The following is a 21,994-nucleotide window of genomic DNA, read 5'->3' as shown; positions in this document are numbered from 1 at the left end:
TCCGCGATCCCGGCCGTCAGGGCACCAGATAACCCTTTATACCGGTGAAGATAATCTGTGCCGCCAAGGCACAGACAAACAAGCCCATCAGCCGACTGACAATCTGCAAACCCTGATCGCCGAGGATCCGCTCGATGCGGTTCGACAGGTAGAGCACCACGCCCACGGTGAAGCTGGCCAGTGCGATGCTCATGATCGCGGTGAGTTTGTCGTCCCAGTGTGGCTGGCTGACGCCCATGACCAACAAAGCACCGATGGTGCCGGGGCCGACCGTCAACGGAATGGTCAGCGGCACGATGGTCACGTCCTGCTGCACGTTATCGGCCTGCACCGCCGGTTTTCCCTGGGCCATGCCCAATGCCGAAATGAACAGCACACTGCCGGCACCTATGCGAAAAGCATCCACGGTGATGCCGAACACATCGAAAATCACCCGCCCGAACAGATACAGCAACACGCTGGAGACCAGCGTCGCCAACGCCACCTTCCAGGCCAGGCGCCGTTGTTCCTTGCGCGAATAACCACGGGTCAGGCTGATGAAACAGGACAATACGAAGAACGGGCTGTAGAGCACCAGCATCTTCAGGTAAACGCTGAACAGCACATGGAGCATGGTGTCGGCTCGCGGCAGGAGAGTGTGGGGATGGAGTCTATCAGTCGAGCAGCGATTGAGGCGTGACAGAACTCATGGCAGCACAGGCCGCGGTGGTGTCCGTCTCGCCCAGCTCACCGGGTGAACTCGAGCGTCGATTGCATCCCGCCAACGGGCGATTCAGAAGGTCGACGCCGTTCGGTTCTGCTGATCACGCTGGGCAACCCAATGCTCGATCAACTCGCGCAACTGCGATAACTCGACGGGTTTGGACATGTGCCCATCCATGCCGGCCTGACGTGCGCGTTCTTTGTGTTCGGCGAGGATGTGCGCCGTCAGCGCGACGATCGGTGTGCGGATGCGCTGGTTGCTGACCTCCCAGGCGCGCAGTTGCTGGGTCGCGGAGAAACCATCGAGAATCGGCATTTCGCAGTCCATCAACACCAGATCGTAACGTTGGGCTTTCATCGCCTGCAGGGCTTCTTCGCCGTTGCTGGCGGTGTCCGGTTGCAGGTTGAGTTTGCCGAGCATGCCGCGAATCACTTTGGTCGAGATGGTGTTGTCTTCGGCGACAAGGATGCGGAAATCGCTCGGCACCTTGGCTGCCGTAGACGGCGTCACCACTTGCGGCTGGAACACCACCTGGCCCTTGTTGCGCTGGTTCAACTCGTCGGCGAGCGTGGTCTTGAGCGTATAGCCGGCCACCGGTTTGGCGAGAATGCGCTTGATCCCGGAGTTGCGCGCGATGATCTTGCTCGGCGCGTTGCTGATGCCGGTGAGCATGATCAGCAGGATGTCGTGGTTCAGGCTCGGGTCTTCCTTGATCTTCGCGGCCAGTTGCATGCCGGTCATGCCGGGCATGTTCTGATCGAGCAGCACCACATCGAAATAGTCGCGCAGGTGCGCCTTGGTCCGCAGCAGCGCCAGCGCTTCCTTGCCCGACGGCACGGCACTGACGTTCAGGCCCCAGGCGCTGCATTGCTGCACCAGCACTTTGCGGCAGGTGTCGTTGTCGTCGACCACCAGCACGCGGGCGCCTTGCAACGGGCTGTCGAGATCGGAAGTCGGGTGTTCGAGGCGATCTGGATCGAGCGGCAAGGTCAGCCACAACGTGCTGCCCTGACTGGCGCCGCTCTTGATGCCGAATTCGCCGTGCATCAGGCGGATCAGTTGCCGCGCGATCACCAGTCCGAGGTTGCCGCCCAGGCGGTTGGCCGAGAGGAAATGCTTGCTGTGCAGTTCGGCGTGCATCAGCGCTTCGCGTTCCTCCGGCTCCATCGGCTGGCCGCTGTCCTGCACGGCGATGCGCAGGCGCGGTTTGACACTGCGCTCGTCGAGGGCGACGACGATCAGCACTTCGCCTTCGTCGGTTTTCTTCAGGGCGTTTTCCAGCAGGCTCAGCAGTGTCTGGCGCAAGCGGGTCGGGTCACCGCTGATCACGCGCGGCACCTGCGGCTGAATGAAGCTGATCAGCTCGACGTTCTGCTGTTCGGCCTTGGCGCGGTAGATGCTCAGGCAATCGTCGATCAGGGCGTTGAGGTCGAACTGCACGTCGTCCAGTTCGATCTGCCCGGATTCGAGCTTGGAGATGTCGAGAATCTCGTTGATCAGCGTCAGCAGTTCGTTGCCGGCGCTGTGGATGGTCTGCACGTAATCGCGTTGTTTGACCGACAGCGGGGTGCCCAGCAGCAGCTCGGTCATGCCCAGTACGCCGTTCATCGGGGTGCGGATTTCGTGGCTGATCTTGGCGAGGAATTCGGCCTTGGCGTTGATCTCGGCATTGCTCGCGGCGAGGTCGCGGCTGATGCTGAAACGGCTTTCGGTGATGCTGCGCTGACGCTCGCCCAAGGCAATGCTCATCAACAGGCCGCTGACGCAAATGAACGCCATCAGCGTCATGATCAAGCCTTGCGGTGCAACCAGGGTCAACCCGAGCAGCGCTGGCAGAATGATCAGCGTGCCGATGTTGAACACCACCATTGCCGCGACAAACAGCCGCGCCGGACGATAGCCCTTCTGCCAGTGATAGACCGCCACGAACAGCATGCTCAGGCCGGCCAGGGCCACCAGCGCATAGGTGATGATGTTCAGTGGCAGGGTGTTGACGAACAACAGCAACAGGCTGCAGGTCACGATGAACAGAATGTCGCCCAGCAGCAGTTTGTTCAGCGGGTGCGGACCGAGCGGGGCGAAGAAGCGCAAGGCGAACATCAGCCCGGCCGGGGCGGTCAGCAACAGCGCGAGGTAGGCGCCCGGGGTCTGGATCGCATGCCAGTTCGGCAACCAGGGACCGGCGAGGTTGAGCAGCAACAACAGGCTGAGCGCCAGCAGAGCTTCGCAAATGGCCAGCCACAGGCTGCTGCGCGAACGGGAATAGGCGTAGCGCACCAGGTTGTGCAGCAACAACATGCCGAGGCAGCCGAACAACAGGCCGAAAATCAATGTCTGGTTATGGTTGGCCGCGCTCATCACGGCTGATTGCAGCGTGATATGCGGGCGTAACTGGTGGTCGGACACCATCCGCAGGTAGATATCGAGAGGCTTGTTGCTCTGGGGCAGCGGCAGCATGAAGTCGCTGCTCGGCAATGGCCGTTCAGCCTGGGGCTGGCGGGTGCCGGTGTCGCGTTGCTCGATCAGCTGGTCGCCTTCCAGCACATAGAGATTGAGGTGCGACAGGTCCGGGGCAAAGATGCGCAGCACCTGTTCGTGTTTGCCCGGCGCCAGTTTGAAACGCAGCCACAGTGCGCCATCGGGCTCGGCGGCCGTGAGGCGGTCCAGTTCGATGGGGCTGAATTGATTGGTGTAGCGAGCCGAGCGAATGTCGCTCAGTTGCAGATTGCCCTGGTCGTCGAGCAATACCGACCAGCCACTGCCTTGCGCGGCCTGGGCCGGGAGCATGCAGAGCAAGGTCAGCAACGTGACGGTGAAACTTATGGCAATCCTGAGCCAGCGCACGGCGAAATCCCTTCGTAGGTTGATGCCAGAATATAACGATGCGCGACGGCGGAACAGCCCGGCAAGGAACGGCATTCCCCGCCGGGCGTGATGTGCAGCTTATTCTTGGGTTTCGCCACGTTCACGGGCAATGGCGCGGTAGCCAATGTCCTTGCGGTAGAAGCAACCTTCCCAGTCGATCGCCGCCGCCAGTTTGTAGGCCTGCTGCTGGGCGTCGCTCACGCTGGCGCCCATGGCGGTGGCGCAGAGTACGCGACCACCGGCGGTGACCACGTTGCCGTCTTTCAGCGCGGTGCCGGCATGGAAGACTTTGCCTTCCAGGCTGGCGGCGGTGTCCAGACCGTTGATCGCTGCGCCCTTGGCGTAGTCGCCCGGGTAGCCGCCAGCGGCCAGGACGATGCCGACGCTCGGACGTGGGTCCCACTGTGCTTCAACCTTGTCCAGCGCTTGCGCCAGAGCGGCTTCGACCAGCAGCACCAGGCTCGACTGCAGACGCAGCATCACCGGTTGGGTTTCCGGATCGCCGAAGCGGCAGTTGAACTCGATGACCTTCGGATTGCCGGCCTTGTCGATCATCAGACCGGCATACAGGAAACCGGTGTAGACGTTGCCTTCCTCAGCCATGCCGCGCACGGTCGGCCAGATCACCAGATCCATCACGCGCTGGTGCACGTCAGCGGTGACCACCGGTGCAGGGGAGTAGGCACCCATGCCGCCGGTGTTCGGGCCGCTGTCGCCGTCGCCGACACGTTTGTGGTCCTGGCTGGTGGCCATCGGCAGGACGTTCTTGCCGTCGACCATGACGATGAACGAGGCTTCTTCGCCGTCGAGGAATTCTTCGATGACTACGCGGGAACCGGCGTCGCCGAACGCGTTGCCGGCGAGCATGTCACGCACAGCGTCTTCGGCTTCGGCCAGGGTCATGGCAACGATCACGCCTTTACCGGCGGCCAGGCCATCGGCCTTGATCACGATCGGTGCGCCTTTCTCCCGCAGATAGGCCAGGGCCGGCTCGATCTCGGTGAAGTTCTGGTAGTCGGCCGTCGGGATCTTGTGACGGGCGAGGAAGTCCTTGGTGAAGGCTTTCGAACCTTCCAGCTGTGCAGCGCCGGCGGTCGGACCGAAGCAGTCCAGGCCACGGGAGCGGAACAGATCGACCACACCCGCCACCAGTGGCACTTCCGGACCAACGATGGTCAGGGAAACGTTTTTCTCGGCGAAGTCGGCCAGTTGCTCAAGGGCCAGTACGTCGATGGCGACGTTTTCGCACTTGGCTTCAATCGCGGTACCGGCGTTGCCCGGCGCGACAAAAACCTTCTGCACACGCGGATCCTGAGCCACTTTCCAGGCCAGGGCGTGTTCACGGCCACCGCTGCCAATGATCAAAACATTCATTTCAAAAACCTCGGATGACGCTAATTCTGTTTTTAGAGCCTAAAGCGCTTCACGCTGTAGGAGGTCGCAATGAAGTCGGTAGATGCAAGGCGGAGTCGACCTCGGTGAGCGGAGTTGCCTTTTGGCAATGAGCATCATCGAGGTCGGCTCCAACGCAGCAGATGCCGGCTTCAGTGCGGCCGTCGACTGGTTAGTGACGGAAGTGGCGCATGCCGGTGAACACCATGGCGATGCCGGCTTCGTCGGCCGCAGCAATCACTTCAGCATCACGCATCGAGCCGCCCGGCTGGATCACCGCCGTGATACCGACCTTGGCCGCGTTGTCCAGACCGTCGCGGAACGGGAAGAACGCGTCCGATGCCATCACCGAGCCGGCGACTTGCAGACCGGCGTGTTCAGCCTTGATCGCGGCGATACGTGCCGAGTTGACGCGGCTCATCTGGCCGGCGCCGACGCCGATGGTCTGACGGTTCTTGGCGTAGACGATGGCGTTGGACTTAACGTACTTGGCGACTTTCCAGGCGAAGATAAGGTCGTGGATTTCCTGTTCGGTCGGGGCGCGTTTGGTCACGACTTTCAGGTCATCGGCGCTGATCATGCCGATGTCACGGCTCTGCACCAGCAGACCGCCGTTAACGCGCTTGTAGTCCCAGGCAGCAGCGCGGTCAGCCGACCACTCGCCGCAGGCCAGCAGGCGCACGTTGGCTTTGGCGGCGACGATGGCGCGGGCTTCTTCGCTCACGCTTGGGGCGATGATCACTTCCACGAACTGACGCTCGACGATGGCCTTGGCGGTCTCGGCATCCAGCTCACGGTTGAAGGCGATGATGCCGCCGAAGGCTGATTCGGTGTCGGTGGCGTAGGCCAGTTCGTAGGCCTGACGGATGCCGCCCTCGGCGTCCGGGCTTACGGCCACGCCACACGGGTTGGCGTGCTTGACGATCACGCAGGCCGGTTTGACGAAGCTCTTCACGCATTCCAGCGCGGCGTCGGTGTCGGCCACGTTGTTGTACGACAGCTCTTTGCCCTGCAGTTGGGTCGCGGTGGCAATACCGACTTCTGCCGGCTTGGCTTCCACGTAGAACGCCGCGCTCTGGTGCGGGTTCTCGCCGTAGCGCATTTCCTGAGCCTTGATGAACTGGCTGTTGAAGGTGCGCGGGAATTCGCTGCGACCTTCGGTGCTCAGCACGTCGGCAGCCTGATTCACGGTGCCCATGTAGTTGGCGATCATGCCGTCGTAGGCGGCGGTGTGTTCGAATGCCTTGAGCATCAGGTCGAAACGCTGCGCGTAGGTCAGGCCGCCGGCCTTGAGGTTTTGCAGAACGTTGGCGTAATCGCTGGCATTCACCACGATCGCCACGTCTTTATGGTTTTTCGCTGCCGAACGAACCATGGTCGGGCCGCCGATGTCGATGTTCTCGATCGCGGTCGGCAGGTCGCAGCCTGGTTTGTTGATGGTGGCTTCGAACGGGTAGAGGTTAACGGCAACCAGGTCGATCGGCTTGATACCGTGCTCGTTCATGATCGCGTCGTCGATCCCGCGACGACCGAGGATCCCGCCATGGATTTTCGGGTGCAGGGTTTTCACCCGACCGTCCATCATCTCTGCGAAACCGGTGTAATCCGCGACTTCCACTGCGGCAACGCCGTTGTCGCGCAGCAGCTTGAACGTCCCGCCGGTGGAGAGGATCTCGACGCCCAGAGCTTCGAGCTCCCTGGCGAATTCGAGGATCCCGGTCTTGTCGGAAACGCTGATCAAGGCGCGGCGGATCGGCAGGCGGGTAGTCTGGTCGGTCATCTCAATTTCCATCAAAAGCAAAGGAAGTCAGCAAAAAAGGCGACCGGTTTTACGCGGGCGCCTTTCTGGTTTGATTGAATGCTTACAGCAGATCGTACTGCTTGAGTTTCTTGCGCAGCGTGCCGCGGTTGAGTCCGAGCAGCTCACTGGCCTTGGTCTGGTTGCCCTTGACGTAGTTCATCACGCTTTCGAGCAGGGGAGCCTCGACTTCGGAGAGCACCAGGTTGTACACATCCGTGACGGACGCGCCCTCAAGGTGGGCGAAATAATTGTGCAGCGCCTTCTCGACACTCCCGCGAAGGGTCTGGCCTTCTTCGCTCGGGGTATTGAGGTGCTGTTTCAAATTCACGTTGTCGCTCACGGGTGTTGTTCCACTCACTAAAGTCTCGGTCATCATCGTCATGCGGCCACCCCTTCTTCGTCCCCTGTCAGGCTCTTGTAACGCTCGGCGAAAAACTCCCGAACGTTGGCGCATTGTGTTTCCGTACCATCCAAACGATTGAAGTGGGCGCGAAACTCCTTGGCGCCCGGCAAGGTTGCGAGATACCAGCCCACATGCTTGCGGGCAATACGGACGCCCATCACATCCCCATAGAAGGCGTGAAGTGCGGCCAGATGCTCCAGCAGGATGCGTTCCACTTCGATCAGCTCCGGTGCCGGCAATTTCTCGCCGGTACGCAGGAAGTGGTCGATCTCACGAAAAATCCATGGCCGCCCCTGGGCGGCACGGCCTATCAACAGGCCATCGGCACCGGTCGCGTCGAGCACGTAACGGGCCTTTTCCGGCGAAACGATGTCGCCATTGGCAAACACCGGAATCGACACGGCCTGCTTGATCGCGGCAATCGTGTCGTACTCGGCTTCACCGGTATACAGATCGGCGCGAGTGCGGCCATGCACTGCGAGCGCGGTGATCCCGGCCTGCTCGGCGATCTTCGCCACGGTCAAGCCGTTCTTGTTGTCGCGATCCCATCCGGTGCGGATCTTCAGGGTGACCGGCACATCGACCGCAGCCACCACGGCCTGCAGGATCTCGGTCACCAGTGCTTCATCTTTCAGTAACGCGGAGCCGGCGGCCTTGTTGCAGACCTTCTTTGCCGGGCAACCCATGTTGATATCAATAATCTGTGCGCCCAGCTCGACGTTGGCCCGGGCCGCCTCCGCCAGCATCTGCGCGTCGCCACCGGCAATCTGTACCGAGCGTGGCTCGGGATCGCCTTCGTGGATCATGCGCATGCGCGACTTGCGGGTGTTCCACAGGCTCATGTCACTGGTGACCATTTCCGAGACTACAAGCCCTGCGCCCAAACGCTTGCACAGCTGACGAAAGGGCTGGTCGGTGACCCCCGCCATCGGGGCGAGAATCAAGCCGTTCTGCAATGTGTATGGGCCGATGCGTACCGCCGACATAGGACTTCCCTGAAGTGGGGCCGGATCATGAGAGTTCGAAAAAGGGTTGGCATGATACCCGCTCTCGATGACTGGATAAAGGCTGAATTGAACAAAATCTGAACAGTTATTCTGTTATCGCCAGCGGTTTGGTTGGCCGCGGCGCAGTCAGAAAACCGCCGTCAATGCAGAAGCGGTGAAGCGGTTCACTCCGGGGAGTGAAAACTCAGGCTGTAATTCACCGCTTTCGGGCCTGGGTCGAGAATATCCAGCGCGATGTGGATCGGTGTTTGTGGTGGCATTTCCGCCAGCCCTTCGAGATCGCCACTGAGGTATTCGCCGGGCTTGAAGCGACGACTGGCTATCAGATGGCCATTGAGGTCGGCAAAGCGCAGCTCCAGCAGCGGAAACGGCTGGGAGAACGTCGCCCGGTTATAGATGATCGCATCGACCACCAGTGCGCCGCTGAACTCCGGGTGGCTGCGCACCACCAGGTTGCTGCTCTTGATTCTGGCGATGTCGACTTTGGATGGCACCGTGCAGCCAATCTGCGGGCAGACCTGCTGAAACCAGGGGCGGTACTGATCCTGCCGCGCCAGCTCATCGAAATGATAGGCAATGTATTGGCCGGCAAGGCCGCCGGCCGCCAGCAGCACCAACAGCAGCCAGAGCAAGCGTCGGCCCCAGGGCGAGCGGCGCTTTTGCCAGTCCAGTTGTAGCGGATCGTCGGTCAGGTCCTGCAGGACTTCAGCGCGCACGCCCGGTTCGGCGCGTTCACGCTGTTTGCGCAAAGGCTCGACCGCTGGCAGATCGTCCTCATCGCTGTCGTCGCTGGCGGACAAACGTTCGCGGCGGGCATGTGGATCAATCGGATCGTGCAGGCGCAGTTGCGGGATCGCCGGTTCGTCGTCCAGGTCCACCGGTTCCAGCGACAGCGAAGGTTCGGTGCGCGCAGGCTTGAGTGGTTCTGGCTCGACAATCTCGGGTTCGGCAGCGAGCTCGGGCTCATGTTCGGGCAAATGCTCGTCGTCGCGAGCGCTGAACAGGCTGTCGCGCCATACCGGTTCATCGGTTTCGTGGTTGTCACGGCGGGCGCTCAAGGCGTCTTCCCGCGGGCGACCGAATTCCGTGGTCGGCTGGATTTCACGTTGCTCGAGGCGGGCGAGTTCTTCGTCCAGATCGAGGCTGTCGAGGTCCAGGTCCGAGGCGCTCCATTGCTTTTGGCTGATGGCGCGTGGTGCGGGTGTTTCGGCGACGGACGGAGGTTCTGCCGCAGGCGTTGGTGCCGGGCTCGGCGCCGGTTCGCCCGAGGGGGGCGCGACCGGTGTCACCGCGTCCTTGCCGGCGTGTTGCTCAAGCAGCTGTTTGGCGGCGTTGAACACTTGCAGGCAGGAGCCGCAGCGAACCACCCCGCGGGCCACGCTCAATTGAGCATGGCTGACACGGAAGCTGGTTTGGCAATGCGGGCATTGGGTGACGAAACTGTCGGTCATGCGGCGATCCGGATTATGCAGGCGGACATATTAGCGCCGACGGCCGGTGATGCGCACCCAGCCATCGCGATTGGCGATCGGGTCGAGATCAAAGTCCTGTGCATAAGCGGCGGCCACTTCATCACCTTGTTCGGCGAGGATGCCCGACAGCGCCAGACGTCCACCGGACTTGACCAGCCCGGACAGCTGCGGCGCCAGCGAAACCAGCGGGCCGGCGAGAATGTTGGCGACCAGCACATCGGCTTTGACCTGCGGCAGGTCTTGCGGCAGGTACAGCGGGAACAGTTCGTCGGCAATATTGTTGCGCCCGGCGTTGTCGCGCGAGGCTTCCAGCGCCTGTACGTCGATGTCGGTGCCGACGGCTTCTTTGGCGCCAAGCAGCAGGGCGGCAATCGCCAGAATTCCCGAACCGCAACCGAAGTCGAGCACGTTGCAGTCTTTCAGGTCCTGGCCGTCGAGCCATTCCAGGCACAGCGCGGTGGTCGGGTGTGTGCCCGTGCCGAACGCCAGGCCCGGGTCCAATAGCAGATTGACCGCGTCAGGTTCCGGCGCCGCGTGCCAGCTCGGCACGATCCACAGGCGCTGGCCGAAACGCATCGGCTGGAAACCGTCCATCCAGCTGCGTTCCCAGTCCTGATCTTCGATGACTTCGCTGTGGTGCTCGGGCAGCGGGCTGCCGGTCAGCAGTTCCAGGTGCGCCAGTACCGGTTCAGGCTCGGTGCCGCCTTCGAACAGCGCCAGCAGGTGCGTGTGCGCCCACAGCGGGGTGGTGTTGAGTTCCGGCTCGAAGATCGGCTGATCTTCGGCGTCCATGAAGGTCACCGACACGGCGCCCACTTCAAGGAAAGCGTCTTCGTAGGTTTCGGCTTGTTCCGGGCTGATGGCGAGGCGTACTTGCAGCCAAGGCATGGCGGGCACCTTTGAAAAAATATTGATTGCAGCCTAGCGGCCAGCGAGAAGCGCGCAAGTTTACGCGAGCGCGCGCCGTTTGTGGGAGAGACTTGAAACGCCATTCCCTTGTCGGCGTGAGCCTGCAGGGGGGTATGTAATCTGCAGAAACAACAAAGCCGCCCGAAGGCGGCTTTGTCTGGTGCGGGCTGAAGCTTAGTGCTTCTCGCCAGCCAGCTTGTGCTCGAGGTAGTGAATGTTCACGCCCCCTTTGCAGAAGCCTTCGTCGCGGGTCAGATCGCGGTGCAGCGGGATGTTGGTCTTGATCCCGTCAACCACGATTTCGTCCAGGGCATTGCGCATGCGTGCCATGGCTTCGTCGCGGGTGGCGCCGTAAGTGATCAGCTTGCCGATCAGCGAGTCGTAGTTCGGCGGAACGGCATAGCCACTGTACAGGTGCGAATCGACGCGAACGCCGTTGCCACCCGGGGCGTGGAAATGCTTGACCGTGCCCGGGCTCGGCATGAAGGTTTTCGGGTCTTCAGCGTTGATCCGGCACTCCAGCGAGTGACCGCGGATAACCACGTCATCCTGGGTGAACGACAGCTTGTTGCCAGCGGCGATGCTGAGCATCTCCTTGACGATGTCGATACCGGTGACCATCTCCGAAACCGGGTGCTCCACCTGAACACGGGTGTTCATTTCGATGAAGTAGAAACGACCGTTCTCGTAGAGGAACTCGAAGGTGCCGGCGCCACGGTAACCGATGTCGATGCACGCCTTGACGCAACGAGCCAGTACTTCCTGGCGCGCCTGCTCGTCGATGCCCGGTGCCGGCGCTTCTTCGAGAACCTTCTGGTGACGACGCTGCAGCGAGCAGTCACGGTCGCCCAGATGGATGGCGTGGCCCTGGCCGTCGGACAGTACCTGCACTTCGACGTGACGTGGATTGGTGAGGAATTTTTCCAGATAGACCATCGGGTTGCCGAACGCCGCGCCAGCTTCGGAGCGGGTCAGTTTGGCCGAGGCGATCAGGTCTTCTTCCTTGTGCACCACGCGCATGCCGCGACCACCGCCGCCGCCAGCGGCCTTGATGATCACCGGGTAGCCGACTTCACGACCGATGCGCAATGCCGTTTCTTCGTCTTCCGGCAGCGGGCCGTCGGAACCTGGAACGGTCGGTACGCCAGCTTCGATCATCGCGTGCTTGGCCGATACCTTGTCGCCCATCAGGCGAATGGTGTCGGCTTTCGGGCCGATGAAGGCGAAGCCGGAGTTCTCGACCTGCTCGGCAAAATCGGCGTTTTCCGCGAGGAAACCGTAGCCTGGGTGAATGGCGGTAGCGCCAGTCACTTCAGCAGCAGCGATGATGGCCGGGATGTGCAGGTAGGACTGAGCGGCAGACGCCGGGCCGATGCAGACGGATTCGTCTGCCAGACCCAGGTGCATCAGCTCTTTGTCGGCCTTGGAGTAAACGGCGACGGTCTTGATGCCCATCTCTTTGCAGGCACGCAGAATCCGCAGGGCGATCTCACCGCGGTTAGCGATCAGAACTTTTTCCAACTTCGCAGTCATCAAAGGCTCTCCGCAGTTCAAACGATGGTGAACAGCGGTTGGTCGTACTCAACCGGCTGGCCGTCTTCGACGAGGATGGATTCGATCACACCGCTGGTTTCAGCTTCGATGTGGTTCATCATCTTCATGGCTTCGACGATGCACAGGGTGTCGCCTTTCTTCACGGTCTGGCCGACTTCAACGAAGGACGGCGAGGTTGGCGAAGATTTGCGATAGAAGGTGCCGACCATCGGCGAACGGGCAACAGTGCCGTTCAGCGCTGGCGCAGCAGCGGCAGCCGGGGCTGCGGCAGCAACCGGAGCAGCAGCGGCGGCAGGTGCAGCGGCCGGCGCTTGCATCGGAGCCGGCGCGTAGTACTGCTGAGCCGGGGTCTTGCTGTGACGGCTGATGCGTACGGACTCTTCGCCTTCCTTGATCTCGAGCTCGTCGATGCCGGACTCTTCCAGCAATTCGATCAATTTCTTAACTTTACGGATATCCATGAATCATCAACTCCCAAGGGTCGGTCAGGGGCGTTTAACGCTTGTAGTTCAAGCCGTTGCCTGTGTTTCAAGCTGTTCTAGCGCAGCCTCCAGGGCCAGTCGGTAACCGCTGGCGCCAAGGCCGCAGATCACTCCCACCGCTACATCGGAGAAGTAAGAGTGATGGCGGAAAGGTTCGCGTTTGTGCACGTTGGACAAATGCACTTCGATGAATGGGATGCTCACTCCCAGCAGCGCGTCACGTAATGCAACACTTGTATGTGTAAAAGCTGCTGGATTGATCAGAATGAAATCGACGCCTTCGCCGCGTGCGGCGTGGATGCGGTCGATCAATTCGTACTCGGCATTGCTTTGCAGATATTGCAGATGATGGCCGGCTTCACGGGCGCGGCGTTCCAGATCCTGATTGATCTGCGCCAGCGTCGTGGAACCGTAGGTGCCGGGTTCGCGGGTGCCGAGCAGGTTCAGGTTGGGGCCGTGCAGGACCAGTAAGGTTGCCATCTGCGTTGTCCTTGTTATGAATGAGCAGTCGTCAGAACCCGGCGACTATGCCGCAAAGACTTTATGACTGTCCAGTTCTATGCAATAGCCAGCACGATGGCCGATGTTTGCGCGAAATATGTGACCAAGTGATTTGATCCGGTCACTTGTGGTGTCTGGACTGACACCTTCGCGAGCAAGCTCGCTCCCACAGGGGTATGCATTCCAATGTGGGAGCGAGCTTGCTCGCGAAGGCAATTTGTCAGACGCGAAACGCCTGTACGGCCGTATGCAATTGCCCACCCAACACCAACAGATTCTCACCCTGCTCACGCCCGCGGCCGATACGCACCAGATTATCCCCACCCAACTGATGAATCCGCTCGCTGTGATCGCGAATCTCGCTGACCGCGCCGCTCTGCTGGGCGGTGACATCGGCGATGCGGATCGCGGTGTCGGAAATGGTCTGGATCGCCCCGACGATTTTATCCAGCGCACCATCCGCCGCTTGCGCCTGATTGGCCGTGGCCTCGGCGTGTTCGACCTGCGCGCGCATACCTTCGACCGATTGCCGGGCGGCGGCTTGCAGGCCGGCGATCAGCGTTTGAATTTCCGCTGTTGCCCCGGCGGTACGCTGCGCCAGCGAACGGACCTCCTCGGCCACCACGGCAAACCCGCGACCCATTTCCCCGGCACGGGCCGCTTCAATCGCCGCGTTCAGCGCCAGCAGGTTGGTCTGGTCGGCAATCGAGCGGATCACCGTCAGCACACCACCGATGGTTGCCGACTCTTCGGCCAGGTGCTCGATCATTTGCGCGTTACCCTGGACTTCACCTACCAACGCGTGCAATCCGGTCAGGCTTTGCCCGATAACCGTCTGGCCGTGCTCGACGGCAATCCCGGCATGGCGGCTGGCATCCGCAGCCTGGCGTGCATCGCCAGCGACTTGTTGAATGGTCGCTTCGAGCTCACTGAGGGAGTCGCGGATCAGCGCGGTGTCACCGGCCTGATGCTCGGCGCCGCTGTGCAAGTCGTTGCTCAGTTCGGCGAGGGTGCGGCTACTGCCGGCGACTTGTTCGGCGTTGCCGCGAATCGTCCCGACCAGGTCCACCAGATAGGCGCGCAGCCGATTGAGCGACGCTTCGATGTCGTGCAGTTCGCGGTTGGTCTTGCCCAGACGAATGTCGCGACTGAAATCGCCTTCGGCCCAGGTCGACAGGGCCGGGGCGAGGTTGGTCAGGGTGCGCGAAAGGCGTCGCTGCAGCGTGTCGATCAACAGCGCGATCAGCAGAATCAGACCGATCATCACGCCTTGCATCAGGCGCACTTCGCCCTGGATATGCCCGTGCTGAGCACGTACCACCGGCTCCAGCCCGGCAATGGCTTGCTGTACTGCGGCGATTTTCAGATGGGTCGCGGTGCTCAGGTCGGTGCGCTTCTGGATCTGCTCGCGGGTGCGCGCAAGCTCCGCCGGATAGCGGCCGAGCAGGCTGTTGAGTTCGCGTTTGAGGCCGACGCCGGCGTCTTCGGCGACGGCTTTTTCTGTGCTTTCGATACCCATCATCGCGGCGAAGTCATCGCTGCCGGATTCGTTTTTGGCGACCACGCCCAGCAGGGGCAGGGCATCAAGGGCCTGGGCCTGGGTGCGGATATTGCTGACTTCACGCTCGACATCGGCGGCCAGCTCACTGCGCCCGCTGCTGACCAGTTTGTCCCGCGCCAGTGACAGTTTGCCCAAGTGCTGCGACGCGGCCAGCAGGGGCGTCAGATAAGTCGCGTTGCCGTTGGCATAAGTGTTGAACTGGTCGAGGCTGGCGCTCAACTCGCGCTCGGCCTGCAACAGCAGGGCCTGCGGATCACCGGCCAGTTTGCCGGCGGCGAGCAGGTCGGTTTTGCTGAATTCTTCCAGGCTCGACAGGCTCGGGCGCAAGGTGTCGGCCAGCGCCGGCGGCAGTTCGCCGAGTTCTTTCTGCAAACCTTCGATGGCCTGACTGGCGCTGCTCAGGCGCAGGGCATCACCGCTGGCCAGGTAATCCTCGACGTTGCGCGCCACGTCATTCTGAAATTGCTGCGACAGCCCCAGGTAGCGCTCCATCAACAGATACGGGCGCTCCAGGGCTTTTTGCGACCACCACAACGTGGCACCCAGGGCCACGCACACGGCGACCAGCAGCAGAGTATTGAGATTGGTGAGCAACTTCAGGCGCATGACGGCTACCAACGGCAGAATGGTAAGCGCCTGAATTTATTGCGTTTCTGTTACAGGGTTATGACCGAATCAGTGGATTCCGATGAAAAAGTGGCACTTTGCTTTGACTCCCGCGCGGTCTGCACCCGATTGCGTCCGCCATCCTTGGCGCGGTACAGCGCCTCGTCGGCCTGGCTGGCCATCATCAGGCTGTCGGAGTCATCACTCATCTCCACCACACCGGCGCTGAAGGTGCACCACAAATCCTGCGGCTGGGCCGGGTAGTGGATTTCGGCAAAACGCTGGCGGATTTCGTCGAGCACTTTGTGCGCAGCTTCGATGTCGGTGTCGGGCATTACGATGGCGAACTCTTCGCCGCCGTAACGGCCAATGAAGTCGGTCTTGCGTAACCGCTGCTTGAGGAACAGTGCCAGGCTTTTGATCACCCGGTCGCCCATCGGGTGGCCGTGGCTGTCGTTGACCCGTTTGAAGTGGTCAATGTCGAGCATGGCAAAGCTCAAAGGCTTGTTCTCGCGGCGGGCGCGGAACGAGCAGTCTTCGAGCAACTGCAGAATATGCGTGTGGTTGTACAGGCCGGTGAGGCTGTCGCGGACCATCCGTGCTTTCAGATTGCGGGCGCGGGCGGCGCGGTTGCGCACGGTGGTGATCAGGTGTCGCGGCTTGATCGGTTTGGTCAGGAAGTCGTCGCCGCCCTCGCTCATGGCGTCGAGTTGCTTGTCCAGGTCGTCTTCGGCCGACAGGTAAATGATCGGCACGCTGACATAGCGATCGTTGTGACGAATCACTTTGGCCAGCTCGGTGCCGGTGCAGGCCGGCATGTACATGTCGAGGATGATCAGATCCGGCTGAAAATCCGCCAGTTCGGCCATCGCCTGAATCGGTTCGATCAGGGTGCGCGTGACGATCCCGGCACTGTTGAGCAGGCGCTCGGTGTGCAAGGCCTGAGCGCGCGAGTCGTCGATGATCAGCACCTTATAAGGTTCGTACTGGGCGACGCAGGTCAACACCTCGATCTTTTCCAGCAGGCTCGACGCTTCGAGGGTGCCAGTGAGGAATTCCTGGCCACCGGCGCGCACGGCGGCAAGGCGGGTCGGCGTATCGGTTTCGTGCAGGCTGAAGAACAATAAAGGCAGCGGTTGCTCCAGACCGACCTGAGCTTCGGCGGCGAGTTTCAGGCCGACGCCGGCGCCGCTGAAGTCCACGTCCATCACAATTGCCGCTGGCAAACGCTCGACCATCGAAGAGCGAAACGCCGCAACACTGTCCAGCGCCTGCGCGCTCAGACCGAAAAACTCCAGTTGCTTGGCCAGCCGCTCGGCGCGGTCGTGGTCTTGCAGCATCACGTAGATCGGTTTGCGCAGCGGCGGCAGAAAGGTCTGGTCGAGTTGATCGCCGTGGCGCAGGCCCGTGCGCGACAGACGCTGCATCAGGCGATTGAGGTCGGTGATCAGGCCGCTGCTCAGGCGCCCGCGATTGGCATCCACCGCTTCCAGCGACTGGCTGATGTGGTGCGCGAGCTGGGTATGTTCAGGCTGCTCGAAACGCTCGGCAAAACGCAGCAGGCGCAGGTTGGCCTCGCTCAGCTCGGCGAGGTCGACGGTGGACCATTCGCTGCGTTGCAGGCGCTGCCATATCTCAAGAATCTGACGTGCCTGATGAATTACCCGCTGGGCAAAGTGGTGCTTGAGACGCTCACGGCTGGGGTCTTCTGGCTCGGTCATATCCTGACTACTAGTTAGGCTGCATGCTGAGATCGACTGGTGGCTCTATGCTAGCACCTCTTTTCCCTTAGACGCGTGTCGCACGTCAATAATCTGCAATGGGACGCCATTCAGTTTCTGACCGATTGGTTTTATTTTCGACCTGCACGTCGTTCAGGCCCCTGCCGGCAGGGCGCTTGCTCTGCGGTTGGCGGCGATTCGGACGGCGGTTCCGGGTGGCGCACAGCCGCACGATGAATGTGCCTTGCCGGTGTTTTCAGTGCCCTGGGCTGTGTGGGTAGGGGAACTGCCCTCAGGGATTCCCCTATATCTGACAGAGGCGACATCCGCTCACGCAATTTGCGGCTTATCTATACTCGCGGGTGCCCGGCCCCGGCACGTTGTTGTATGGTTGTGGTCGAACTGTTGAACCCAAGTAATTGAAAGGATATCGCCATGCTGGACTGGAAAAACCGCGCGGGCAGCGCGCCTGAACGTGCCGCCGAGCCCAAGTCGGCCACCCGCAGCTACGTCGGCGGGCTGTTGTTCAGCCGTGCGCTGGCCACTCTGGTCGGCATTTATCTGTTGGTGACCATTGGCCTGGGCTGGTACTGGAGTCAGGAGCCGGCACTGTTTCCTGTGGCGCAAAATGCTCAGGTAGCGGCCGAGAAAGAAGGCAAGCAGATGGTGATCGGCTACACCACCGTCGAAACCCTGAAGACCGTTGCCGGCACCTTGCTCAACAAGCCGGGCGGCTACATTTCCAACGACCGCTTCCCGCCGGGCCTGTGGATGGACAACACGCCGAGCTGGGAATATGGCGTGCTGGTGCAGGTGCGCGACCTGACCCGTGCCCTGCGCAAAGACTTTGCCCGTTCGCAGTCGCAGTCGGCTGAAGATGCCGATCTGGCCAAGGCCGAGCCGCGTTTCAACTTCGACAACAAGAGCTGGATCCTGCCGTCGAGTGAGTCGGAGTATCAGGAAGGTATCAATTCCCTGAGCCGCTATCAGGCTCGCCTGTCCGATCCAACCCAGAAAAACGCGCTGTTCTATGCCCGCGCCGACAACCTGAACAACTGGCTCGGCGATGTCGGCACCCGCCTGGGGTCGCTGTCGCAACGCCTGTCGGCCAGCGTCGGCCGGGTCAAACTCAACACTGCGCTGAAAACCGAAGTCCCGGCCATCGGTGAAGTGCCGCAGGTTGACGAGGAGGTCGTCGAGACTCCGTGGATGCAGATCGACAACGTGTTCTACGAGGCGCGCGGTCAGGCCTGGGCCCTGTCGCACCTGCTGCGTGCGATCGAAGTCGACTTCGCCGACGTCCTGGCGAAGAAGAACGCCACGGTCAGCGTGCGCCAGATCATCCGTGAGCTGGAAGCCTCGCAGGAACCGGTCTGGAGTCCTATGATTCTCAATGGCAGCGGCTTCGGCGTGCTGGCCAACCACTCGCTGGTCATGGCCAACTATATTTCCCGGGCCAACGCTGCCGTCATCGACCTGCGTCAATTGCTCAATCAGGGCTGATTCATGAGTCAGAACGCCAAAGAGGCGGCCCATCGCGCCGCCTCGGATGCCGAACAGATCGCCTGGGTCGACGAACAGGACAACCTGCTCGGCGCCCTGGTGCGGGCCGACTTGCGCGAGCGCGGGCTGATCGGCCGGGGCACCTACATCATGTTGTTCAATTCCGCCGGCGACCTTTGCGTGCACCGTCGCACGTTGAGCAAAGCCATCTATCCCGGTTACTGGGACGTGGCGGCGGGCGGTATGGTGCAGGCGGACGAGAGCTACGCCGAATCGGCGGCCCGCGAGCTGGAAGAGGAGCTGGGCGTGAGCGGGGTTGAACTCACCGCCCATGACCATTTCTTCTTCGAGGACACCGACAACCGTCTCTGGTGTTCGGCATTTTCCGCCGTGTGGGATGGCCCGCTGAAGCTTCAGCCGGAAGAAGTGCTGGAAGCGCGCTTCATTCCGGTCGAACAGGTGATGCGCGAAATCGAGCAGAAACCTTACTGCCCGGACTCTCTGGCGGCTTTGCGACGCTATTTGAAAGCGCAGTAAAGCGACGTCGCAAAGAACTCATAAATTGGCGCCGATTGGCACTTAGCAATCGGGAATTTTGCCGTTACACTGCGCGACCTTTTCAAGCTGCACCGCGATTGCTTTTTGTAGGAGCTGCCGCAGGCTGCGATCTTTTGATTTTTTGTTTTGGCGTCGAAATCAAAAGATCGCAGCCTCGTTTCACTCGACAGCTCCGACATCTGGCGTTTTACCGATGCAGTAGCGCTGCCCCTGCCTGAGTGGGGCTTCGCGGTCGATAACCTTGCCCAAGGTTGCGATCAGTCTTTGTCCTCCGAAGAGGATTGCCGGTGGCCAAAAAAGCCGCATCCTTCGCCGCCCTGGGCGGTCTGGTATTTTCCACCGACGCAGGTCGTCATTGCCCGGAATGCAGTAAGCCGGTGGACGCCTGTATCTGCAAACAAACCGTGATCCCGGCCGGGGACGGCATTGCCCGCGTGCGTCGCGAGAGCAAGGGCCGTGGCGGCAAGACGGTGACCACCATCACCGGCGTGCCACTGGCCGAAGACGCGCTCAAAGAGCTGGCGACAACGTTGAAAAAACGTTGTGGCACCGGCGGGGCGTTGAAGGACGGGGTCATCGAAATCCAGGGCGATCATGTCGAGCTACTCTTGGCCGAGTTGATCAAGCACGGTTTCAAGGCGAAGAAGTCCGGCGGCTAGCAGCCTCTGTGAAAACCACCTGCGGCTTGATCCGGTTCTGCAATGTTCAGCGCCGGCGTCGTCTCCATGGTTTTCACAGAGCCTGTTCATACCGGTTTCTAAACTACACGCGGTCAGTGCGGTCTACCGCCGCGCTGACGAATCGTCATTTTCATTCTTTAGACTGCGCCGGCCTGCGATCAGGCGACGCACTATGACTTCTTTATAGGGGACTTCGATGTCCGTACGACGCACACGTAAAGACGATGGCAGCCAATGGACAGTTGCGGACAGCCGCAGTGTTTACGGGATTCGCCATTGGGGGGCCGGGTATTTCGCGATCAATGACGCCGGTCGCGTCGAAGTTCGTCCGAACGGCCCGAGCAGCTCGCCTATCGACCTGTTCGAACAAGTCGATCAACTGCGCAAGAGCGGTTTGTCCTTGCCGTTGCTGGTTCGTTTCCCCGACATCCTGCAAGACCGCGTCCGTCAGTTGACCGGTGCCTTCGACTCGAACATCGAGCGCCTGGAGTACCAGAGCAAGTACACCGCGTTGTACCCGATCAAGGTCAACCAGCAAGAAGCGGTAATCGAGAACATCATCGCCACCCAGAACGTTTCCATCGGTCTGGAAGCCGGCTCCAAGCCAGAGCTGCTGGCGGTGCTGGCACTGGCGCCGAAGGGCGGCACCATCGTCTGCAACGGTTACAAGGACCGCGAGTTCATCCGTCTGGCGCTGATGGGCCAAAAGCTCGGCCACAACGTGTTCATCGTGATCGAGAAAGAATCCGAAGTCGGCCTGGTGATCGAAGAAGCCGCTTCGCTGAAGGTCAAGCCACAGGTCGGCCTGCGCGTGCGCCTGTCGTCGCTGGCCTCGTCGAAGTGGGCAGACACCGGTGGCGAGAAGTCCAAGTTCGGTCTGTCGGCAGCACAACTGCTGTCGGTGGTTGAGCGTTTCCGCGCGGCTGGCCTGGATCAGGGCATTCGCCTGCTGCACTTCCACATGGGCTCGCAGATCGCCAACCTGGCTGACTACCAGCACGGTTTCAAGGAAGCGATCCGTTACTACGGCGAGTTGCGCAACCTTGGCCTGCCGGTCGATCACATCGACGTCGGCGGCGGTCTGGGGGTCGACTACGACGGTACCCACTCGCGCAATGCCAGTTCGATCAACTACGACATGGACGACTACGCCGGTGTCGTGGTCGGCATGCTCAAGGAATTCTGCGACGCGCAGAGCCTGCCGCATCCGCACATCTTCTCCGAAAGCGGCCGCTCGCTGACCGCGCACCACGCGATGCTGGTGGTGCAGGTGACCGACGTCGAGAAACACAACGACGAAATCCCGCTGATCGAAAACAAGGAAAACCTGCCGGAAACCGTGCAGTGGCTGGTCGACCTGCTCGGCCCGACCGACATCGAAATGGTCACCGAAACCTACTGGCGCGCCACCCACTACATGAGCGACGTGGCGTCGCAGTACGCCGACGGCAAGCTGACCCTGGCCGAAAAAGCCCTGGCCGAGCAATGCTACTTCGCCGTGTGCCGCCGTCTGCACAACTCGCTGAAGGCGCGTCAGCGTTCGCACCGTCAGGTGCTCGACGAACTCAATGACAAGCTGGCCGACAAGTACATCTGCAACTTCTCGGTGTTCCAGAGCCTGCCGGACACCTGGGCGATCGACCAGGTCCTGCCGATCATCCCGCTGCATCGTCTGGATGAAGAGCCGCTGCGTCGTGCGGTCCTGCAGGACCTGACGTGCGACTCCGACGGCAAGATCAACCAGTACGTCGACGAGCAGAGCATCGAGACCAGCCTGCCGGTGCACGGTTTGAATGAAGGTGAAGATTACCTGCTGGGCGTGTTCCTGGTCGGCGCCTATCAGGAAATCCTCGGCGACATGCACAACCTGTTCGGTGACACCGATTCGGTGAACATCTATCAGAACGCCGATGGCAGCGTGTACCACGCCGGTATCGAAACCCACGACACCATCGAAGACATGCTGCGTTACGTGCACTTGTCGCCGGAAGAACTGATGACTCACTACCGCGACAAGTGCGCCAGTGCCCGCATCAGTGCCAGCGAACGCACGCAGTTCCTCGATGCCTTGCGCCTGGGCCTGACCCGCTCCTCCTACCTGTCTTCCTGAGGCCAGGTTGCCTGCTCACCGGGTTGTCTGAAGTTTTTCCGCTTACAGCGGAAACTTCAGATGATCCGGTGGGACATTTCTCCAAATCCGCGCGAAAAACCTGGCTACCTCAGCCAGCAAAGTCATCTGGTCTGCTTTTCGCGTAGGTCATTTCCTAAGTTGAACT

General features: G+C 61.1%; 17 protein-coding genes. 4 read left to right on the top strand and 13 right to left on the bottom strand.

The annotated features are described in order from the left end of the window. Positions 1–16 precede the first annotated feature (16 nt). The 13 genes from PseuLF5_RS18515 to gcbA form a co-directional block, all read right to left on the bottom strand. Positions 17–613: a MarC family protein gene (locus tag PseuLF5_RS18515; protein WP_064117315.1), complete on the bottom strand. Its 597-nt coding sequence runs from the start codon at positions 611–613 to the stop codon at positions 17–19. A gap of 159 nt (positions 614–772) precedes the next feature. Then, positions 773–3,547 carry a hybrid sensor histidine kinase/response regulator gene (locus PseuLF5_RS18510; protein WP_340134272.1) on the bottom strand — a complete coding sequence of 925 codons (2,775 nt, stop codon included), beginning with the start codon at positions 3,545–3,547 and terminating at the stop codon, positions 773–775. A 99-nt stretch (positions 3,548–3,646) separates the two neighbouring features. Beyond that, positions 3,647–4,942, bottom strand: a complete 1,296-nt coding sequence (purD, locus tag PseuLF5_RS18505) for a phosphoribosylamine--glycine ligase (protein WP_123471037.1) — start codon at positions 4,940–4,942, stop codon at positions 3,647–3,649. A 190-nt stretch (positions 4,943–5,132) separates the two neighbouring features. Then, entirely contained in the window at positions 5,133–6,740 is a 1,608-nt protein-coding gene (gene purH, locus PseuLF5_RS18500) for a bifunctional phosphoribosylaminoimidazolecarboxamide formyltransferase/IMP cyclohydrolase (RefSeq protein ID WP_340134271.1), read from the bottom strand. An 82-nt stretch (positions 6,741–6,822) separates the two neighbouring features. Continuing rightward, positions 6,823–7,143: a DNA-binding transcriptional regulator Fis gene (gene fis / locus PseuLF5_RS18495; protein ID WP_002555375.1), complete on the bottom strand. Its 321-nt coding sequence runs from the start codon at positions 7,141–7,143 to the stop codon at positions 6,823–6,825. Next, positions 7,140–8,150: a tRNA dihydrouridine synthase DusB gene (gene dusB / locus PseuLF5_RS18490; protein ID WP_123471041.1), complete on the bottom strand. Its 1,011-nt coding sequence runs from the start codon at positions 8,148–8,150 to the stop codon at positions 7,140–7,142. The genes fis and dusB overlap by 4 nt, the downstream gene beginning before the upstream one ends. A 185-nt stretch (positions 8,151–8,335) precedes the next feature. Continuing rightward, positions 8,336–9,622 (bottom strand): DUF3426 domain-containing protein, encoded by a 1,287-nt coding sequence (locus PseuLF5_RS18485; protein WP_340134270.1) that lies wholly within the window; start codon positions 9,620–9,622, stop codon positions 8,336–8,338. A gap of 30 nt (positions 9,623–9,652) precedes the next feature. Further along, on the bottom strand, positions 9,653–10,531 hold the full coding sequence (prmA, locus tag PseuLF5_RS18480; RefSeq protein ID WP_123471045.1) for a 50S ribosomal protein L11 methyltransferase: 879 nt from the start codon (positions 10,529–10,531) through the stop codon (positions 9,653–9,655). 195 nt (positions 10,532–10,726) lie between these two features. Beyond that, positions 10,727–12,085, bottom strand: a complete 1,359-nt coding sequence (gene accC, locus PseuLF5_RS18475; protein ID WP_045122275.1) for an acetyl-CoA carboxylase biotin carboxylase subunit — start codon at positions 12,083–12,085, stop codon at positions 10,727–10,729. A gap of 17 nt (positions 12,086–12,102) precedes the next feature. Then, positions 12,103–12,567 (bottom strand): acetyl-CoA carboxylase biotin carboxyl carrier protein, encoded by a 465-nt coding sequence (gene accB / locus PseuLF5_RS18470; RefSeq protein ID WP_103306135.1) that lies wholly within the window; start codon positions 12,565–12,567, stop codon positions 12,103–12,105. 48 nt (positions 12,568–12,615) lie between these two features. Next, positions 12,616–13,068, bottom strand: a complete 453-nt coding sequence (gene aroQ, locus PseuLF5_RS18465) for a type II 3-dehydroquinate dehydratase (protein WP_123471047.1) — start codon at positions 13,066–13,068, stop codon at positions 12,616–12,618. 241 nt (positions 13,069–13,309) lie between these two features. After that, entirely contained in the window at positions 13,310–14,353 is a 1,044-nt protein-coding gene (locus PseuLF5_RS28245) for a methyl-accepting chemotaxis protein (protein WP_429541752.1), read from the bottom strand. A gap of 953 nt (positions 14,354–15,306) precedes the next feature. Next, complete coding sequence (gene gcbA, locus PseuLF5_RS18455) at positions 15,307–16,977, bottom strand: diguanylate cyclase GcbA (RefSeq protein ID WP_123471050.1); 1,671 nt, start codon at positions 16,975–16,977, stop codon at positions 15,307–15,309. 435 nt (positions 16,978–17,412) lie between these two features. On the opposite strand from gcbA, the gene PseuLF5_RS18450 reads away from it, so the two are divergent. The 4 genes from PseuLF5_RS18450 (at position 17,413) to speA (ending at position 21,828) form a co-directional block, all read left to right on the top strand. Then, on the top strand, positions 17,413–18,480 hold the full coding sequence (locus tag PseuLF5_RS18450) for a DUF2333 family protein (RefSeq protein ID WP_123471051.1): 1,068 nt from the start codon (positions 17,413–17,415) through the stop codon (positions 18,478–18,480). Positions 18,481–18,483: 3 nt separating this feature from the next. Next, positions 18,484–19,017, top strand: a complete 534-nt coding sequence (locus PseuLF5_RS18445; protein ID WP_340134267.1) for an NUDIX hydrolase — start codon at positions 18,484–18,486, stop codon at positions 19,015–19,017. A 308-nt stretch (positions 19,018–19,325) separates the two neighbouring features. After that, complete coding sequence (locus PseuLF5_RS18440) at positions 19,326–19,697, top strand: translation initiation factor Sui1 (RefSeq protein WP_041068080.1); 372 nt, start codon at positions 19,326–19,328, stop codon at positions 19,695–19,697. Positions 19,698–19,914: 217 nt separating this feature from the next. Further along, a complete protein-coding gene (speA, locus tag PseuLF5_RS18435) occupies positions 19,915–21,828 on the top strand; it encodes an arginine decarboxylase (RefSeq protein WP_003221289.1) in 1,914 nt (637 codons plus the stop codon). Positions 21,829–21,994 lie beyond the last annotated feature (166 nt).

This window comes from Pseudomonas sp. LF-5 (assembly GCF_037626295.1).
Taxonomy (GTDB): domain Bacteria; phylum Pseudomonadota; class Gammaproteobacteria; order Pseudomonadales; family Pseudomonadaceae; genus Aquipseudomonas; species Aquipseudomonas monsensis.
The sequence above is the reverse complement of the archived record's forward strand: the minus strand, read 5'-3'. Positions and strand labels throughout refer to the sequence as shown.

Excerpts from the sequence above, each read along its gene's own strand:
- PseuLF5_RS18515 (WP_064117315.1), bottom strand. The coding sequence starts at position 613 with ATGCTCCATGTGCTGTTCAGCGTTTACCTGAAGATGCTGGTGCTCTAC.
- purD (WP_123471037.1), bottom strand. The coding sequence starts at position 4,942 with ATGAATGTTTTGATCATTGGCAGCGGTGGCCGTGAACACGCCCTGGCC.
- purH (WP_340134271.1), bottom strand. The coding sequence starts at position 6,740 with ATGACCGACCAGACTACCCGCCTGCCGATCCGCCGCGCCTTGATCAGC.
- fis (WP_002555375.1), bottom strand. The coding sequence starts at position 7,143 with ATGACGATGATGACCGAGACTTTAGTGAGTGGAACAACACCCGTGAGC.
- dusB (WP_123471041.1), bottom strand. The coding sequence starts at position 8,150 with ATGTCGGCGGTACGCATCGGCCCATACACATTGCAGAACGGCTTGATT.
- PseuLF5_RS18485 (WP_340134270.1), bottom strand. The coding sequence starts at position 9,622 with ATGACCGACAGTTTCGTCACCCAATGCCCGCATTGCCAAACCAGCTTC.
- prmA (WP_123471045.1), bottom strand. The coding sequence starts at position 10,531 with ATGCCTTGGCTGCAAGTACGCCTCGCCATCAGCCCGGAACAAGCCGAA.
- accC (WP_045122275.1), bottom strand. The coding sequence starts at position 12,085 with ATGACTGCGAAGTTGGAAAAAGTTCTGATCGCTAACCGCGGTGAGATC.
- accB (WP_103306135.1), bottom strand. The coding sequence starts at position 12,567 with ATGGATATCCGTAAAGTTAAGAAATTGATCGAATTGCTGGAAGAGTCC.
- aroQ (WP_123471047.1), bottom strand. The coding sequence starts at position 13,068 with ATGGCAACCTTACTGGTCCTGCACGGCCCCAACCTGAACCTGCTCGGC.
- PseuLF5_RS28245 (WP_429541752.1), bottom strand. The coding sequence starts at position 14,353 with ATGATCGGTCTGATTCTGCTGATCGCGCTGTTGATCGACACGCTGCAG.
- gcbA (WP_123471050.1), bottom strand. The coding sequence starts at position 16,977 with ATGACCGAGCCAGAAGACCCCAGCCGTGAGCGTCTCAAGCACCACTTT.
- PseuLF5_RS18450 (WP_123471051.1), top strand. The coding sequence starts at position 17,413 with ATGCTGGACTGGAAAAACCGCGCGGGCAGCGCGCCTGAACGTGCCGCC.
- PseuLF5_RS18445 (WP_340134267.1), top strand. The coding sequence starts at position 18,484 with ATGAGTCAGAACGCCAAAGAGGCGGCCCATCGCGCCGCCTCGGATGCC.
- speA (WP_003221289.1), top strand. The coding sequence starts at position 19,915 with ATGTCCGTACGACGCACACGTAAAGACGATGGCAGCCAATGGACAGTT.